Source organism: Rhodopirellula sp. UH5, from assembly GCF_056839225.1.
In genome coordinates this window covers 7,280,052-7,296,518 of sequence record NZ_CM166390.1, presented here as the reverse complement: position 1 = coordinate 7,296,518, position 16,467 = coordinate 7,280,052, and the positions used below count along the sequence as shown (strand labels likewise).

Annotated in this window: 12 protein-coding genes; 1 reads left to right on the top strand and 11 read right to left on the bottom strand. The window is 57.7% G+C overall.

From position 1 onward, the window contains the following. Positions 1–3: 3 nt before the first annotated feature. The 3 genes from UH5x_RS26140 to UH5x_RS26130 are packed head-to-tail and all read right to left on the bottom strand — an operon-like array spanning position 4 to position 2,808. Entirely contained in the window at positions 4–141 is a 138-nt protein-coding gene (locus UH5x_RS26140; RefSeq protein ID WP_482634184.1) for a hypothetical protein, read from the bottom strand. A gap of 4 nt (positions 142–145) precedes the next feature. Continuing rightward, the gene (locus UH5x_RS26135) at positions 146–1,942 is read right to left on the bottom strand and encodes a hypothetical protein (protein WP_482634183.1); all 1,797 of its coding nucleotides are present in this window, start codon (positions 1,940–1,942) and stop codon (positions 146–148) included. Beyond that, positions 1,939–2,808 (bottom strand): ABC transporter ATP-binding protein, encoded by an 870-nt coding sequence (locus UH5x_RS26130; protein ID WP_047817545.1) that lies wholly within the window; start codon positions 2,806–2,808, stop codon positions 1,939–1,941. Before UH5x_RS26130 ends, UH5x_RS26135 begins: the two co-directional genes overlap by 4 nt. Before the next feature lie 237 nt (positions 2,809–3,045). On the opposite strand from UH5x_RS26130, the gene UH5x_RS26125 reads away from it, so the two are divergent. Beyond that, positions 3,046–4,335, top strand: a complete 1,290-nt coding sequence (locus UH5x_RS26125) for an MFS transporter (protein ID WP_047817546.1) — start codon at positions 3,046–3,048, stop codon at positions 4,333–4,335. 608 nt (positions 4,336–4,943) lie between these two features. Here UH5x_RS26125 and UH5x_RS26120 read toward each other — a convergent pair. The 8 genes from UH5x_RS26120 to UH5x_RS26085 all read right to left on the bottom strand — a co-directional run bounded on the left by UH5x_RS26120 (position 4,944) and on the right by UH5x_RS26085 (position 16,258). Next, complete coding sequence (locus UH5x_RS26120; protein WP_047817604.1) at positions 4,944–5,921, bottom strand: ROK family protein; 978 nt, start codon at positions 5,919–5,921, stop codon at positions 4,944–4,946. A gap of 107 nt (positions 5,922–6,028) precedes the next feature. Beyond that, positions 6,029–9,136, bottom strand: a complete 3,108-nt coding sequence (locus UH5x_RS26115; RefSeq protein WP_482634182.1) for a class I tRNA ligase family protein — start codon at positions 9,134–9,136, stop codon at positions 6,029–6,031. A gap of 99 nt (positions 9,137–9,235) precedes the next feature. After that, positions 9,236–10,828, bottom strand: coding sequence for a citramalate synthase (gene cimA / locus UH5x_RS26110; protein ID WP_047817548.1), 1,593 nt, complete (start codon positions 10,826–10,828; stop codon positions 9,236–9,238). Between the two features lie 91 nt (positions 10,829–10,919). Beyond that, complete coding sequence (locus UH5x_RS26105; RefSeq protein WP_047817605.1) at positions 10,920–11,474, bottom strand: MFS transporter; 555 nt, start codon at positions 11,472–11,474, stop codon at positions 10,920–10,922. 177 nt (positions 11,475–11,651) lie between these two features. Then, the gene (locus UH5x_RS26100) at positions 11,652–13,322 is read right to left on the bottom strand and encodes a putative ABC exporter domain-containing protein (RefSeq protein WP_482634181.1); all 1,671 of its coding nucleotides are present in this window, start codon (positions 13,320–13,322) and stop codon (positions 11,652–11,654) included. After that, positions 13,319–14,050 (bottom strand): ABC transporter ATP-binding protein, encoded by a 732-nt coding sequence (locus UH5x_RS26095; protein WP_482634180.1) that lies wholly within the window; start codon positions 14,048–14,050, stop codon positions 13,319–13,321. The genes UH5x_RS26100 and UH5x_RS26095 overlap by 4 nt, the downstream gene beginning before the upstream one ends. Beyond that, the gene (locus UH5x_RS26090; protein ID WP_047817551.1) at positions 14,047–15,495 is read right to left on the bottom strand and encodes a phytoene desaturase family protein; all 1,449 of its coding nucleotides are present in this window, start codon (positions 15,493–15,495) and stop codon (positions 14,047–14,049) included. Before UH5x_RS26090 ends, UH5x_RS26095 begins: the two co-directional genes overlap by 4 nt. Before the next feature lie 82 nt (positions 15,496–15,577). Continuing rightward, positions 15,578–16,258, bottom strand: a complete 681-nt coding sequence (locus tag UH5x_RS26085; protein WP_482634179.1) for a hypothetical protein — start codon at positions 16,256–16,258, stop codon at positions 15,578–15,580. Between the last annotated feature and the right edge of the window lie 209 nt (positions 16,259–16,467).

Below are 16,467 nucleotides of genomic sequence, written 5' to 3'. Positions count from 1 at the left end.
CTTCTAGCTTCTAGCTTCTAGCTCGTACTCGTACTCGTACTCGTACTCGTACTCGTACTCGTACTCGCCACTCGCCACTCGCCACTCGCCACTCGCCACTCGCCACTCGCCACTCGCCACTCGCCACTCGCCACTCGCCACTCGCCTACTCAGGTGGCGTGTCGATCAGCGGGTCGAATCGGTTCCAGCATCGCACCAAGACCCAACCGGCCAACGCGGCGACGCTCCAGACGGCGAACAGGGTCCCTGCAAACGCAGCGGGCCCCACCCAAAACGATGGCAACAGGCGTTCGCACATCATCACGTAGCTGATCAGCCCGATCGGAGCGATGGCCAGCATCACCCCTTTCCATAGGAACGTGATCTTGGCCCGGATCACCATCGCGATGCCTTGAGCATGCACGTGATGCGGGAACGCCAAGAACAAGGCGTTCTCAACGGCGAAGGTCACGACCGCGAGCGACGGCAGTGCCATGAACAACCAAATCGTTTGCCATTTGGGTGGCGCCGCGATCCAAGCCCCCAGTGCCAGCGTGCTCCACTGGAACAACACCGTGATCGCGACCGGCACGCTAAGCATGCCCACGCACATCGCGACATTTCCCAGCGGCAAAGATCGCACCAAGAACATTCGTTTCAGATCACGACGAAAGTCAATCTGCAGCGCCGGCGGAGCCAGCAACAACGAACTGAGCGCTATCCCGCCAATCACAAACACCCACTGCTTGGTCGTTTGGTCCGTCAACAAGGGCGAGAGAGAAAGCGCCATTGGGATCGCAAAACTGACGATCACGTTGGGCAGGTAGCGGCGAACGCATTGCAATTGTCGAACGACCAATCCCGACATCCCACGAGCGCGTTCCGGCAACCATTTGGCCAATGCGTCCCCAAATCGTTGAGTCCATGTGACTCGCAGTGACCGCGAGACGTCATCCAACGACCCCGTTTTTCCTTGGATCACGTTGCTTTCCATCCATCGCAATCGTTGCCGTTCGGTTTCAGTCCGGCGACGGGTTGACCAAGCATCCACGCGAACCAGTGTCTCCGCCAGCGCCAAAATGACTGCGACCGCGAGCATTGTCATCAACGTCAACGAGACCGACGGCGCCAGCGATCCGAACATTGACCAAGGTTCGGCAGATGCCACCGAGGCGGCCGGCAACAGAGCGAACGCCATGATCTGAATCCAGGCTGATCCCGCGTAGTGCCCCACTTCGGACATCGCCGACAACACATAAATCACAGGGTCGCTGCCCGGCGGTGTGGATTGCCAAATTTGCACCCCGAGCTGGAACACCATCGCCAACCCAACCACCAAACTGATCGCGCAACCCAGTCGCCGTTCGCAGGGACGCAGCGCATCGATGCCATGGGTGATCACCCGCCGAATCATTTCCAATGCGATCAGCGCCAAACAAACTCCCGCCAACAACAGCGGCAGAAATTCCGCGTCTCTCCAAAGCACCACGCCAAGCAAAGCCGTCTTGGCAAGCGCCGACGGAATCGCTGACATCGCTTCTCGCAGCACCATCGTGCGGCGAGAGACCGGGCCACCGCCCAACCACAATCGATCCGCGGCCGTCCAGGTTTCCGCATCGGGTTCCAGCGATGGCTTGGCCCACAAGTGTTTGACGGTGTGATACATCGCGTACAACACCATCCCACCAGACAACCACAATCGCAGTTGTTCCGGGTCGTTGGCTTCGCGACGCGACAGCAGCGTCAGTCCGGCCAACAGATACAAGGACACGAACGCGATGGAAAGCAAGGATGCAATCGCTTGGCGAGGCGAAAACATCCGCTTCCAAAATCGCTTCACTCGAAAACGGACCTGTGCCCGCGACAAGTATCGCAATCCATCGAGCGAATGGTCAGGCAACAGCCAGTCCCCCAGACCGTTCGCCTGGCCAACGCGTTCGGAGGTGAATCCGGATGCACTCATGACACGTTGGTCACGGACGATGGAGGTACTGTGCTCGTGGGCACGGGACGGATCGGTGCTCCAACGGATTTTGGTTCAAGGTTCGGCATCTGAAAACTTGGAGGCGCTGCCATCACCTGGGTGTCGTCCGCATGGTTCGCCTCGGCCTTGGCAGCCGGCTTCATCGCTGCGAAAAACGCTTCTTCCAATGAGTTCGTTTCCGGAAACTCGTTTCGCAATCCGGCTGTAGTCCCGTGATATCGGACCAGACCATTTTGAAGCAGCCATACTTGGTCGCAGACATCACCGATCATTGCCAACAAATGGCTGCTGACAATCACCGTGCGGCCACTGCGGACAAACTCTCGCACCGATTCCAACAGCACGCGAATGCCGGGCGGGTCGAGCCCCGTCAAAGGTTCGTCCAACAACAGAACTTGAGGTTGGATCAGGTAGGCGCACGCGACCGCCAATTTTTGCCGCATGCCTCGCGACAGAGAAGTCACCATCGCGTCGTATTTGCTGAGCAATTCAAATCGCTCCAGCAGATCAATGGCGGTGCGTCGGTGATCTTCGATTTGGTACAACCGGGCGATGAAGTCCAGATGCTCGCCCACTGTCAGGTCGTCAAACAATGGCGGATCGTCCGGCACGTACGCAATTGTTCTCTTGTGACGCACGGGGTCAGAATCGGGTGAAAATCCGTTGATTCGGATCTCGCCGGCAGTGGCCGGCAACAGCCCCGCCATGCACCGCAAGGTCGTCGTTTTGCCCGCACCATTGGGGCCGACCAATCCGCAGACAACCCCAGCCGGGATCGACACCGTCACGTCCTTGACGGCAATCGTATCGTCATAAAGCTTTTGTAAATGTATCAGCTCGATCATCGGCCGGTGCCAGGTCAGGGAAGAATGCCTCTGAGTGACGCTACCCCACGCAGGGCGTCCCCGTGGTGAACCTTCGTCCTGGAACCTGCCTCGTTTCCCTCCTCCGGACCGACTGTGCGTGTTGGCGCGATTACGAATGTGTTTGCCGTCCTCGCGGTGCTCCGGTACAGCGTCGCTCGTCCAAGCTCGATCGCCCCGCATGACCTACTCTGAAACGTCCACTCCTGTTGTTTTTGAATGTCTTTGAATTCCTCCCGACCGATCTCCTCGCCGTATGCTTCCGTCGTCGTCGACGCGGGTCAGCCATCGCCGACGGCTGGACGTTCCGCCTGGGAACCGCTGCGTCAACCAATGTTCCGAATGTTCTGGATCGCCTCCCTGGCATCTAATTTGGGAACCTGGATCCACGAGGTCGGTGCCGGGTGGTTGATGACGACCCTGGACGCGACCCCCGAGATGGTCGCCGCCGTTCGAACCTCGATGGCGTTGCCGATTGTGTTCCTGGCGATCCCAGCCGGTGTGGTCGCGGATCGAATTGACAAACGTCACCTGCTGATCGGAACCCAATCGATCCTGCTGTTCATCACCGCGATGCTGGCGGTCAGCACCGCCACCGGTGTCATCACCGCTTGGGGCTTGCTTGCGATGACCTTCGTGATTGGATTGGGAATGGTGTTGCACGTTCCGACCTGGCAATCCGCCATCCCAGAATTGGTCCCGCGTTGGCAGATCAGCCGGGCCGTGGGATTGGGCAGCATCAGTTTCAATCTCGCTCGCGCGGTCGGCCCCGCGATCGGAGGCGTCCTGATCGCCGTGCTTGGAATCTGGAGCACGTTCGCGATCAACGCCATCTCATTTGCAGGTGTGCTGACGGTGTTGATCCGCTGGAAACGGCACACGACCGAGACCAGTCGTGGTCGATCGTTCCTGTCTTCCATGCGACAAGGCATTCGTTATGTCATTTTGAAACGAACGATGCGGCATGTGATGTTGGGCGTGGTTCTGTTTGTGTTGCCCGGCAGTGCCCTGTGGTCGTTGATGCCGCTGTACGCCAAGACCGCGTTGGGCTGGGGGGCCCAAGGGTTTGGAATCTTGGTCGCGATGGTTGGAATCGGAGCCGTCGTCGGAGCCTCCATGTTGCCGCGTGTTCGCTCGCACATGGGGTCTGATCGCACGATTGCCGCTGCGATGACGCTGTATGCGATTGGCATGCTGACATTGAGCGCCGAACCCGCGTGGCCGATCCTGCTGTTGGCCACGCTCATGATGGGATGCGGTTGGATGGCGACCCTCACCACTCTGAACGCCACCGCCCAAATCACCTTGCCGAGTCGCCTGCGAGCCCGCGGCATGGGCTGCTACCTCACGATGATGGCTGGCTCGATGTCGCTCGGATCGTTCATTTGGGGACAAACCGCCGGGGCCATCGGCATGCCAGGCGCGATGCTGGCTTCCGGAATCACCATGATCGTGACCGCCATGATCAGCCTGCTGTTTCCCCTCGCCGCATCGCTGGACGACGCCTGAGCGTCGTTGGCATTGAGCACCACGCAACGTAGGCCAGGTCTTACCTGGCCTGACGAATCGGTGTGCATTTGGGAGGGATGGGAAAGTTTTGTCATAGCTTTGGTCGTGTCTCTGAAGGCGTGAAACAGACGCCCTGGGGCCGTGACACTCTCCACAGGTGATCGCAGCGTTGGGCTGGAAACAGGTGGGATGGTGGGGATTGCGACGGCGCGCCTTCTTTCCCGGAGGGAATGCAGAGGGTAGCCGGCGGTCGAGCGAAGCGAACACCGCCGGGAAGCCCCCCGATCACACGGTTGACCCTGAAGGGGTCAAAGATTTTTACGGCCGAGTTTTCTACGACACCCTTCGGGGCCGACGCCGCAATCTTTTGTCGCTGTCCGGTGGTTTTCGCTCTGCTCGACCACCGGCTACCGGCTACCGGCTACCGTCTGTGACCACTTCGTGGCCTCACTCGCGAACGCGAGACCCTGGGAAACCCGAGCAAAATGCGACCACCTGGATTGGACCGCTTACCAGCGATTCGTCAGGCCAGGTACAACCTGGCCTACATCATGCCTCCAACCGATCCGCTCGCGGTTTAGCTCATCGCAAGATCGATACAACGCGAATCATTCCGGCGGTTGCGGGTAGGTCTTCTTTGCCCAAGCCGCAGCGCCGAGCACGCCGGCGTCGTCCCCCAGCTTGGCAGGTTTGACCTCAAAGCGATCTTTGTAAACCGGCATCACGCATTCGCGAGCGGTCTTGCGGACGGTGCTGACGATCAAGTCCTCCATCGCTTCGACCAAACCACCGCCCAAGATGATGGTGTCAGGGCAAAGCAGATTGACGACGTTGGCGACCCCATAGCCAATCGTGACGCTGGCAGATTCCACCAACGCTTTGATGGCTTTGTCACCATTCTTGATCGAGTCCGCCAGGGCTCCGCTACGGATATCGGCCAAGTCCGTCCCGGCGTCCTTGAGCAAGGCGGGGGCTTCCCCTCGATACGCGGTCTTGGCCGCTTCCGAGGCGATTGTCAATCGACTGGCTTCCGCTTCCAACGTCCCTGTCATGCTGCTGCCGCTCAAACGCGTGCCGCTGCTGACCCGTGTGTGCCCGATCTCCATGCAGGAGATTCCGGCACCATGCAGAATCTGGCCCTCGTAGACGCAGCCGCCGCCGATGCCCGTTCCTGGGAACACGCCGACCGCACAGCGACTGCCCTTCGCCGCACCGAACAGAAACTCACCGTACACGCCCGCGTCAACATCATTGAGCACCGTCGCGGGACAATCAAATTCCTTCTCCAGGAAGGATTGAATATCGACGTCGTCCCAACCCAAGTTGGGCGTCATCAAAATGCGTCCCTTCTTCAAATCAATCGGCCCGGGACAACCAATCCCAATGCCAGCGATCCGGTCAACATCCAGATCATTCTCATCAAGCAATCGTTGAATCGTCGAACCAATCCGAGCGATGCCACTGTCGGAACCTTCCCGACCGCGAGTCTTGCGGCGGCGGCGTCCGAGTTCTTTGAATTCGTGGTCGTAAGCAACAGCCAGCATTTTGGTGCCGCCGAGATCAAAACCGATCCAGATGTCTTTCAAGGGAGATTCCATGGGTTGATTGTAAACGGCGACAGACACACGAACGGTTTCGATCCTCGGACGACGCGTAAAGCTGTTGTCCGACGATCCAATCCCATCCGCCTGCGTTACTTTTTCGCTTTCAATTTCAAAATGTCGTTGGCAACGGCTTCCAGTTGCGTTTGCAAACCAGCCAACGACTCTCGTTCCTTTTGCACAATATCGGCAGGAGCCCGGCTGACAAAGCTTTCGTTCGAAAGTTTATTTTGCTTGCCCGTGATTTGCCCCGTTAGTTGCCCCTGAAGCTTTTCCAGACGCGCCAACTCCGCTTCCACGTCGATGAATTTCTCCAGGTCCACGTGAACATCCACGTCCACATCGGGCAACGCCAAGTGAGCGTCGGTCTCGAAAGCCGTCGTGTCGGGACCGATGGATTGCACCTCCGCCCCCGCCAACGCTTCGAAGTACGCCGTCATCGGTTGCAGCAGCTCTTTCGAGGACTCACTGCAACGAATCGCGGCGGGAACCGTCTCTTTCGGAGCAATGTTTTGGCTCGCTCGGATCTGACGAATGGCAGCCACAATCTGCTGGAACTCGCTGAACTGACGTTCGATCTGTGAATCGTGATGCGACTCATCGGCCACTGGGAAACTCGCCGTCATCACAAACGGGCCGACTTCCACTGGTTCAGGAACACCGCGTTTGGGTGCGATCTGGCCCAGATGGCTCCACACCGATTCGGTCACGAACGGCATGATCGGGTGCAACAATCGCAGCAACTGATCCAAACCATGTGCGATCACGTTCTGTGCGATCTGACGCTGTGAATCATCCGACAACCGAGGCTTGGCGATCTCCACATAGAAACTGCAGAACTCGTCCCAAGCGAAGTCGTACAACACGCGAGCAGCTTCCCCGAATTGGTAACGCTCGATCGCGTCGCCAACGGTTTGCGTCACCGTCGACAAACGCGACAGCAACCAACGGTCTTCGATTGGAAGCGAGGCCACATCGAGGGACGTCGGCTCGAAACCATCCAGGTTCATCATCACGAATCGCGACGCGTTCCATAGTTTGTTCACGAAGTTGCGAGCCGTCTCAAATCGCTCGCTCACCACCGCGGCTTTCGGCAACGCCTTGTCCGCCTCGGTTTCTGCCCACTGAGTCGAGAAACGTTTGCCGCACGCGGGGCAATCCATCGACGGCAGGGCTCGGTTCTTCTTCGTTTGATCAATCAGCTTTTCGCACGACGGGCACTCGTACTGCACCGGCATCCGTACGTCTTGCGTTTCGGTCGCCAATCGAGCCAAACCGAAACGCAACGCGTCGGGACCAAACTTGTCGATCACATCGATCGGGTCCACGCCGTTGCCTTTGGATTTGCTCATCGTCTCACCAAGACCATCCAGAATCTTGGGGTGAATGAACACTTCGCTGAACGGAACCTCGCCCACGTTGTTCAGCCCCATCAACACCATTCGCGCCACCCACAACGTCAGGATGTCTCGCGACGTGATCAGCGTGGACGTGGGATAGAACTTGGCGAGCTCCGGTGTTTGCGCGGGCCACCCCAGTGTGCTGTGCGGCCACAGAGCAGAACTGAACCAGGTGTCCAGCACATCGGGATCTTGTTGCAAACCAAGCGATTCCACATCGGCTTCCACCGTTTCGTCTTCACTGCGGATGCAAACGAAGACCGCTTTGGTCGGTTCGCCCGACGCATCGACTCCGTCCGAATCGATCCGCTGTGCGATTTGGTCGGGATGCCGCTCGCCCAACTTCTCCAGGTCGCTGGACAGTTCGTTGGCCTCGGTTTGCGACAGACCGCCTTTGGACCAGATCGGAATTCGGTGTCCCCACCACAATTGACGACTGACAGGCCAATCGCGTTTTTCGCTGAGCCAATCCAGGTATCCCTTGCGGTAACGTGCGGGGAAAATCTGAACGCGTTCATCGCTGACCGCGTCCATCGCGGACTGAGCCAGTTCGTCCATCGCCACAAACCACTGATCGGCCAGGTAAGGCTCAATCGGAGTCTTGCTGCGATCGCTGTGAGGCAATTCGATGTCGCGATCCTCGATGTCGCCCATCAACCCCAGTTCCTCCAGCGCAGCCACCACGGCCTTGCGAGCCTTCGGAATCGTCAGGCCAGCGAACTGGCCGCCTTCGCCGTTGAGCGTGCCATCTGAGTTCAGAATGTTGATCATCGGCAGGTCCTGCCGGATCCCCACTTCGTAATCGTTTGGGTCGTGTGCGGGCGTGATCTTCACGCAGCCGCTGCCCATCTCGGGCTTGGCCCACTCATCCGCCACCAAATCAATTTCGCGATCGACCAACGGCAACATCAATTTGCGACCATCCGCCGCCATGTCGCGAAGCTGAATCAGTTCTGGCAAACGATTCTCGCGACGTTGCTGCAACGCCTCAAGTTGCTTGTTCAGTTCCGCCGTTTCCTTTTCATTGGCACTTCCCAACTTTTCACGCAGGTCAGCTTCGATCGCATCCAGGGCAGCGGCGGGATCGGGGTGCACCGCCACTGCGGTGTCGCCCAACATCGTTTCGGGTCGCGTCGTCGCGATCGTCACGAACTCAGGTTCCCCCGGCTTCGGATCGATCACTGGGTAACGGAAGTGATAGAAGTGACCTTTCTTGGTCTCGTTGAAAACCTCGTCATCACTGACTGCGGTCTGCAAAAACGTGTCCCAGTTCACCAAACGCTTGCCACGATAAATGCGACGTTTGCCGAACAAATCAAAGAAGGTGGCTCGCACGGCAGCCGCACAAACGGGATCGAGCGTGAATCGCAATCGTTCCCAGTCACAACTCGTGCCCATCCGCTTGAGTTGGCCCAAGATGCGTTCTTCGTATTGGTCTTTCCATTGCCAAATCCGCTCGACCAATGCTTCCCGGCCAAGGTCATGCCGCGTCTTGTTTTCTTGCTCTTTCAGACGTCGTTCCACCACCGCTTGCGTCGCGATCCCGGCGTGGTCGGTTCCTGGCATCCACAGCGTTTCAAAACCCTGCATGCGTTTGCGGCGAACCACGATGTCTTGCAACGTGTTGTTCAGCCCATGCCCCAGGTGCAACGCACCGGTCACGTTGGGCGGCGGAATCACCACCGAAAATGGAGGCTTGCTGGATTCTGGATCCGCGTGAGAACACTTGGCATCCGCCCACGCCTGAGCGATCTTGTCGGCTTCTTCGGCGTGTTCGAATCGAGTTGGAATTTCGGACATGAAAACAAAACGTCAACGGAGGTGGTTTGGATTGGCGGCGAACATCCAGGTTGCGCCGCTGGAATCATGACTCAGCGATTGAGGGCCCGGTTCGGCCCCTCAAGCTTCACTGCGATGCAACTTGTACTCAACGCTATCGACCAAGGCTTGCCAACTGGCTTCGATGATGTTGTCACTGACACCAATCGTTCCCCAAGTCTCTTTGCCATCGGTGCTCTCGATATTGACTCGGATCGATGCCGCCGTGCCGCTGCCGGAATCGACCACGCGAACTTTGTAGTCGATCAGCGAAATTTCACTGAGCACCGGATACGCTCCCGCCAAGGCTTTCCGCAATCCCGCATCGAGTGCGTTGACCGGTCCATGACCTTCTGCGGCATCAAACCACAGCGTGTCACCGACCTGCAACTTGATGATCGCTTCGGCAAAGGCCACTTGGCTCTTCACATCGCGATCACCGGCAACAACTCGGAATTTGATCGTTTCAAAGTGAGGACGGAATGTCCCGGCCACCCGGCGAACCAACAGATCAAACGACGCGGTCGCGGACTCAAATTGGTAGCCACGATTTTCCAATCGCACGACCTCGGCCAAGATCTTGTTTTGAAGTTCTTTGTCGTCGCCCAGATTGTACTTTCCGGCGATCGCTTCGATGTTGCTGCGTCCGGACAACTCGCTCACGAGAATCCGACGCTCGTTGCCGACCAACGCGGGATCAATGTGTTCGTAAGTGCTGGCGGCCTTGTTGATGGCATGCACGTGCATGCCGCCTTTGTGAGCAAACGCACTCTGACCAACAAACGGTTGATTGTTTCGCCACTGCAAATTCGCAGTCTCGTAGACAAATCGTGACAGTTCCGTCAGTTGTTTCAGCGGTCTGCCACCCAGGACGGTTGTGTTCTCTTTCTTGAGTGCCAAGTTCGCAATCACAGCGATCAAGTCGACGTTGCCACAACGCTCTCCGATGCCATTGATCGTGCCTTGCACCTGAGTCGCACCGACATCGACGGCGGCCAATGAGTTCGCCACCGCGAGCTCACAATCGTTGTGACAGTGAATCCCAATCTCAACGTCGTAAGCCGACATCGCTTCTTTCGCGATTCGGGTCACCTCCGCCACTCGTTCCGGCAGCGTGCCACCGTTGGTGTCACACAACGCCAACCACTTGGCCCCCGACGCGGCCGCAGCCTGCAGCGTTTTGATCGCGTACTCCGGATTGGCGTTGTACCCATCAAAGAAGTGTTCGGCGTCGTAGATCAGTTCACTGTGTCCGGCCAAAAACTCCGCCGACTCACCGATCATCGCCAGGTTTTCATCCAGCGATGCACGCAGCACCTCGGTGACATGAAAATCCCATGTTTTGCCAACCAACGTGCAACACGGCGTCTTCGCAGCGACCAAGGCCTGCATGCCCGGATCGTCTTCGGCTTTCATCGATCGCCGGCGCGTCATTCCAAAGGCACAGACCTTGGATTTTCCCAGATCATGTTTGCGGATTTGTTCAAAGAACGCGACGTCTTTTTCGTTGCTCAGCGGGTAACCGCCTTCGATGAATTCAATGCCAATTTCAGCCAACCGAACCGCGATGTTCAGTTTGTCTTGCAGTGAAAAACTCACGCCTTCGCCCTGCGAGCCGTCTCGCAAAGTGGTGTCGTAGATCAAGACCGGTTGGGCCGACGAAGTGGCACTCATGTAGCTGATTCAGGTGGGGGATGAAATCAAAGAACAGGGAAATCGGTGAGACGATCGCAGCTTGGGAAGGCATCGCAGGTTGCGATCCTGATCAACGCGTCTCCGTCGAATTTTCAATCACGCGAGGCGATTGGTACGGGTTCGCTGACGTTGCCGCGGAGGATGAAAGGGGGTCCTCATCCGATGCCGCAGAAATCGATGCGTCCGGAACGGCCGTCGTTTCGTGGTCGTCCGTCGACAAATTTGTTTCTGGTGGCGGTTGCTCCAGATTCACGCTTTGGCTCTTTCGTTCGCGCCGTTTGCGAACCCAAATCATCGCCATCAACGCGAACACCAAGCACACAACCGTCATTGCAACGACCAACCGAAATGACAGCGGGTTGATGTCTTCCCCCGCCGCCCGCTCAACCATCAAAACCACAAATCGAATCGCACCACAACCAAAACCAAGCATCCCCAGCGTCAACGCGACCACCGTTGCACTCATGCGTCGATGCGGGTTCAGCCCCACCACGCCCAAGAACAACAGCGGGATGCCAAACATCATCGGGACGAACTGCGTGTAGCTTTTTTCCGTCGTCACGCTGAGTGCGGCCACCGTCAGTCCACACAGGACCAGCCCGAAGAAAATTCCGATTCTGGCCATGGTTGTTTCAGGTGCCCGCCGCGATTGGACATACGTGTTCCGCCAAAGAAACCAAAGGACGGTTTCCAGAGCCCTGTTGTATCGTTTTGAAGCCAATTTCTGTAGGGCCAGTGTTTTCATCCCGCGGACGGGGCAAAAACATTTCCTCCAGAAGTCGTAAACGCCGGGTTTTAGGGGTCAATCGCCCTGGAAAAGCTCGCGATCTCGAAAAAACACCGCCGTCGCCCACCAAACTAAGGGCTGACATGCCATCAACCCGGCCCCGACCGCAATCGCAATCACCTGCCGATCCATGTCCGTCATCACCGCTGCGGTCCCCCCCGCGATTCCCGCCACGATCAGCGAGGGGATCAGCGCGATCCCCAACACAAACATGTACAGCATTGCTCGCCCTCCCTGCAGCACGTCCGGTGTGCCGCTGGGCATCGCTCTCAACACCGTCGCAGCAGTCACCAAATTGATCGCCGAAGCGTATGCCAGATCCAATGCAAACCCGGCCGCCAACACCGCAAGGTTCTCGCCCAATCCGCGCGTTGTGACAAATGCCGCCACGACGACAAAAGCGAATCGAATCGCAAACAAGATCACCAATTGACCCGCCAGCATCCCAATCACAATCGCGATCGGACGACACGGCAACATTCGAAACCAGGTCAACGTCTTGGGCGTCATCGCCATGCCAATCGGCTGACTCAACGTCAACAGGAACCCCAGGTACGTCGAAGCCATCATCGCAATCGGCATCGACCATTCTCGAAAATGGGCGTGAATGATCTCCGGGCGAAAAAAGGGCAGGATCACCAACACCAATCCGGTGACCAAACCAAGGCAAACCAAACCGAACAACAACTTCCCGTTGCGACGCACCGCGAAGGTGACTTGATGCCAAGCCACCGGCCCAATGCCTCCCCACCAAGGGAAGTCAACCAACTTCCATGTCGATCGATGTTCTGTCTTCTTAATCCGACCGAATTGACCCGACCGAATCCGCTGGATCCGCACCTGTTTTCGCGACACGCCTTCCACGGCAAGCTCCGCAAACCCGACGTTGACCGTGTAACAAGCCCCAAACCCAACCACCAAGGTTGCCAAGCACGCGCCCGTCCACCCCAGCATCGCGATGCCAAGGGATGCACGGAGCAACTTCCCAAACGCCATGAAGGGCAGCGTCATCACGCTTCCCAACGTCGATGACTGACACCCCAGCAACCATGCTTGCCAAGAGAAACCGGCGTCGCTCATCCCCAGCGGCAGCGACGTGATCAACAACAACGCCACCGCCCCCAACAACGCCGACGCAAACAGCGTCCGAACCGCTGAGTTCAACACCGGCTTGCTGATCGCGTGCAACGTGGTCAACGCGGTCACCGTCATCCCGCCCGTGTAAATCGCCAGCACAGCCGACGGGTAACTCCCCGCACCGGGCAAAGCGAACACGGCCATCAGGCAACTGCTGACCACCCAGGTCATCGCCAACGTCATCAACCGATACGAGAGAATTTGGTGATCGGTGAACGGCCCCGCCAACACGAACTGCAACTCCGGCGGACGTAGCTCCGTGATCTGCTGCCCGATGTCAAAGTAAACCGCCATCGCCACAATCACCAACATCATCAACGGCACCGTCGATGTCACGGTCGAATACATCTTGATGTCATCCAGCGACCCTGTCTGACTCGCGACGATCATGGGCATCAATCCCATGCCAACCGTCCCCACAACCATCAGGGCAACAAAGATTCCCGACGGGGTCTTCAGATGCCGAGCCAATTGACGCAAAGCGGACTTCAACAGCACCCCGGTCAATCGAGTCAACGCGGGATCGATGATCGAACGCCGTTCGCTCATCCAGCCGAATCCTCTTCCGAAGTCAACCGAAAGAACACTTCTTCAAGCGAATGAGAATCCCCACCAAATTCCTGGCGTGCCTGCTCGAGCGGACCATGAAACAACACTTCGCCACGTCGCATCAGCACCAGGTGATCGCAGATGTCATCGACCAATGACAACAGGTGAGAACTGACCAACACCGTTGCACCACGATCAGCTTGCTCGCGAACCGTTTCTTTGAACCGGCGAATGCTGGGAGGATCGAGCCCCGTCATGGGTTCATCCAGCAACAACACATCGGGCTGGCGAAGGTATGCACACACGATCGCCACCTTTTGCCGCATCCCGCGAGACAAACCTGACGCCACCGTCTCGCGTTTTTCGATCAATTCAAATCGCTGGCAGAGTTGTTCGGCCAGCGGTTCCCAGTCCGTCAATCGGTACGCTGAGGCCACAAAACGCAAGTGATCGTCCACCGTCAACGAATCAAACAAAGGTGGGTCGTCCGGCACGTAAGCCGTCCGCCGCTTGACCGCCAAGGGATCGTCACTCAGCGACGCCCCAGCCACGTTCAGGTCGCCCGCGGTCGGTGAAAGAATGCCGCACAACGTTCGAATCGTGGTTGTCTTGCCAGCCCCATTGGGCCCGACCAAGGCCGCGACTCGGCCCGCGGGAACATCGAATGAAATCGAGTTCACCGCCGTGAAGTCGTCGTAGCACTTCGTGAACTGGCGAACTTCGATCATACCGGCGTCGACTCGGCAACCAGGTTTTGATCGACCTCGTTGCTGACGATGACGCCGTAATTGATTGCTCCCAACCAGCCACTCATGATGATTCCGACACTGCCCGCGTGGTACATCCCTTTGATCTGCTGCGGCAACGCCCGGCTGACGCCCAGTCCTTCAAACTTGGTCCCAAAGCTGGCGCCCATTTCGTGTTGCGTGTAATGATGGAACGTCTTCGGCGTGGCCGCTTCCGCACGATCGATCTTGTTCCGCACCCCGGGGATGTACTTCTCAAGCGCATCGATCGTCGTCTCGACCAAATCCGCCTTGCTGGCTTCGTAGTCCGCTTCGCTCAAATCAGCCCAGTCCGACCAATTCGCATTGGTGCTGCTGACGATCGCGAAACGTTCTTTCGCTTTGTGCGGTCGAGTTCGCGGGTAATAGAAACTGAATGTTCGCGATGTGATGTCACGACTGAGCAGCAGATCGGTTCGAAACTCCTTCGCCGTGCTGGTGAAAAACAAATCGCCGCTGGACTCATCAATCTCTTCCCCTGGCTTCAAAGCCATGTAGACCTGCGTGCTGCTGTTGTTCAGTCGCACCGCCTGGGCTTCTTCCACGAAGTTTTTGTCCAGCTTTTCAGGGCCCAACATCTTCAAGATCGTGGTCCGCAAATTCGCGTTGCTGACCACCGCCCGGCACTTGATCGAACGACCGTTCACTTTGACTCCCGAGACACGCGTGCCCTTGATCGGTGAGTCGGCGACTTCGATTTCTTCGACCGGACAATTGATGCGAATGTCGACCCCGTTGGACACCAGCTCCTTCTTCATCCGAGCGACCAAGTCGTCGGTGCCCCCTTCGTAGATGAAGACACCTTTGCTCATGAAGTTGCTGAACACGATCCCATACGTGATCGCAGGGTCTTCCAACGTCGAACCGTTGGCGTACGTGATCGGCTCCATCAACAATCGGACCACATCGTCCCGTCCAGGAAAGAAACGATCGAACAACTGACGTGTCGTCGTCGCTTGATCGTCGTAGAAATTCATCCCTCGGGCGGTGTCGAAGAACTCATTGACGGTCCCATGCTCGATCCCGAACTTGGTCGTCAACAACTTGGTGAAGTCCTCGCGATTGAACGTCGTTGTCAACGAGAACTGAGGGTTGTCGAACCGGATGTTCTTCAATTGAACGATTCGGTCGGCAATGTCGCGGCTCCAGTATCGCCGGCACGATTTGATCATCCCGTGAGGGAACCCGTGCAGGGAAACGTCAAAGGTGTGCCCGCCAGGACGCAGGAACCAAGTCGCCAACCCCCCGAGTTTGTAGTGCTGTTCCAGCAACAACACTCGGTGCCCGGCCCGGCCGAGAATGTTGGCCGAAGTCATCCCCGCCAATCCGCTGCCGATCACGACCACATCGTACTCGTCGGCGGCTCCCTTCAAAAAATCCTTTGCCATGGCTGGGGTCTTTGGTCTCGCGAAAAGCTTTGTGAACTGATTTGTAAATTGAATGGACGACGGGGTCCCCACGACCGCTTGCTCAGCGTGCCACGGGCTGCAATTCGGCGTACACACCGATTTGGTCAGTGTTGACGGGTTTGTCGCCGGACAACAACAGCGATTCCGTGCCCACCAACCACCGGTCGTCCAGTATCCGCAAGGACTGGCCAATCGGCAACGTCAGCATCGAACCCGCCACCCCCGTGGAAATCACGTCGTGAGAAGCACGAAAGATCGCCGTGTGAGCCTCCGGCAACGTCGTGCCCATCCGCCGCACCCCGCCGGAATCTCGCACCAGTGTAGAGATTTTCCAACGTTCGTCGCGGGGATCTTCCGCAATCCGGACCGTGATCACCGATTCACCAGGCCGAACCGCGATCATTGAGTACCAATCGGGCTGCGTTTTCCCCTTCGGCAACCACGTGCTGTAGGCCAACCGGTAGTCCCAATCGGAACCTTCCGGCACACGAACCCGAAAAACGTAGTTCAGCGGCTGCTCAGACGGACTCCGAATCGCCGCGACCAAATCATCCTCGGTGGGTGACAAATACCCCGATTCCGCTCGCAGTGCCGCCAAAGCCGATTCCGCCTTCCGCAAACGCAGAATCGAAACCAAATTGCCCAGCACCAACGCAATCATCGTGATCGCGACCAACAACTGCCAAAGAGAAAATCGCCCGCGGCGAGGAATGGGCGGACGCGGGCCAGGAAGGTCGTTCATTGGCGATTTTGTGGAGCGAAGGAGCATGACGCACAAGAACAGCATTGAAAGCGTTCCGACAGAGTAGCGTTTCGCAAACCCGCTGCAGACAACTCCCGTTCTTTCCTGCCTCCTCGCAGTCAAGTTTGCGACGAACGACCGCACACGGGGCCCATCCCAAAGGATTGACAAAGCAAACATTGCAAAAGATGATCGTCAGCGTGAGGAGT